The 1,089-nt window shown below is 58.8% G+C and carries 2 protein-coding genes and 1 pseudogene; 1 reads left to right on the top strand and 2 read right to left on the bottom strand.

The window, feature by feature from the left end:
* The coding region (locus NKI72_RS35140) for an endonuclease/exonuclease/phosphatase family protein (RefSeq protein ID WP_352852270.1) at positions 1 to 281 on the bottom strand (281 nt) is incomplete at its 3' end.
* Between the two features lie 141 nt (positions 282 to 422).
* A pseudogene (locus tag NKI72_RS35135) lies at positions 423 to 581 on the bottom strand (DUF3606 domain-containing protein); the annotation flags it as partial.
* A 398-nt stretch (positions 582 to 979) separates the two neighbouring features.
* Between NKI72_RS35135 and NKI72_RS35130 the strand changes: the two are divergent.
* On the top strand, positions 980 to 1,089 hold a 110-nt coding region (locus NKI72_RS35130), incomplete at its 3' end, for a CsbD family protein (protein ID WP_352852271.1).

Below are 1,089 nucleotides of genomic sequence, written 5' to 3'. Positions count from 1 at the left end.
ATATAGCGGCTGTGAGTGTCGTCAGGATCGCCAGGCAGGCCGCGTCGGCGTTCCACAGGCTCCATTCCTCGGGCCAGGATCGCCACACCGTTGTAGGATTTCTGGCCGTGCCAGATCGCACCGTAACCCGCCTCTCTGATCGCATCGATAGGAAACTTGTCGTCCGACGTCTTCAATTCTTGCAGGCAAACGATGTCGTAGTCGCTTTCGCCTAACCACTTCAGGAGCACAGGTAATCGGCCGTTGACGCCGTTCACATTGAAGGTAGCGATGCGAGTCATGTGCGTGCCCCCTCGTGAGATATTCGCGGCAGCCGGTCATAGGCAATGTGGCCTATCCCCTGCGCTGAACCTCGAGCTCTTGATATTGCAACTTCCCCAGCGTCTGTGCGGCCGAGCCTCACTTCCTGCCCAGCTTGTCGTGACTTTCTTGCGACTGTTGGCGACTGACTTCACCGCCGACCTGACGTCAGCTTTGCTGGCGCCGGTTTTGCTCGCCTCATACTTCATTTCGTGGTCCTGCCCACCAGCGACCCTTGCCCGGTCATGGTTGCGTCCACGCGTTGTGCCAGTGTTCGCCATTTCTATCTACAACAATCGCCGTACCAGTCACCAGACAACGCGGCCGGACCCTTCCGGTTCAATGGTGGCGACGCGCGTGCCACGGAGCCAGCTCCCAGGCAGGGTATCGAATGAGCCCATGTATTCGGATCCGGCACGTCGCTACCGCGGGCGAGCCTAGCGGCTCGAAGCCTGGGTGGGCGATTTCGACATGGATGATCATGTGCGGGACAGCCGTGCTCCTCTCGCTCAACACGTCACGCTCCGCTCGGGGAGGTCGACGCGTCCCCAAAGGCCCACCATCTCCTGATTGGCGTCGTCACCTTCCCAACTGGAGACGTGAACATCAGAGATCTTCGTCCCGGAACTCCCTGGCCGGACGACCGTTTCGCCTTGTGCAAAACAATGGAGGATATGTCATGGACTGGAATCGCGTCGAAGGAAACTGGAAGCAGGTCAAGGGTAAGATCAAGGAACAGTGGGGCAAACTTACCGATGATGATCTTGATCGCATCGCTGGCAATCGCGA

It is taken from the genome of Mesorhizobium sp. M0437 (genome assembly GCF_040321335.1).
In the GTDB taxonomy this organism is placed as follows: domain Bacteria; phylum Pseudomonadota; class Alphaproteobacteria; order Rhizobiales; family Rhizobiaceae; genus Mesorhizobium.
Note: the sequence above shows the minus strand (reverse complement) of the source record. Positions and strands in the feature narration are given on the sequence as shown.